This is a genomic window from Dolichospermum circinale AWQC131C (genome assembly GCF_000426905.1).
Taxonomy (GTDB): Bacteria; Cyanobacteriota; Cyanobacteriia; order Cyanobacteriales; family Nostocaceae; genus Dolichospermum; species Dolichospermum circinale.
In genome coordinates this window covers 68027-68236 of the sequence record NZ_KE384606.1, presented here as the reverse complement: position 1 = coordinate 68236, position 210 = coordinate 68027, and positions in this window count along the sequence as shown.

Sequence of the window (210 nt, the reverse complement as noted above, 5' to 3'; positions counted from 1 at the left end):
AATTCTTGCGGGCAATATTTGTATAATTCTTGCGGGCAATATTTGTATAATTCTTGCGGGCAAGATGCCCGCACCACAAGAAATAACAATATCAGGATTATTGGATCTAGCTGCGTAACAGCTTATTGTGCCGAAAATCTCCCTAATAACTCCTCACGAGATGATTGTAGAAGTAAAGGAGTAAATTCCTCTCTACTCATGGCCATTAGG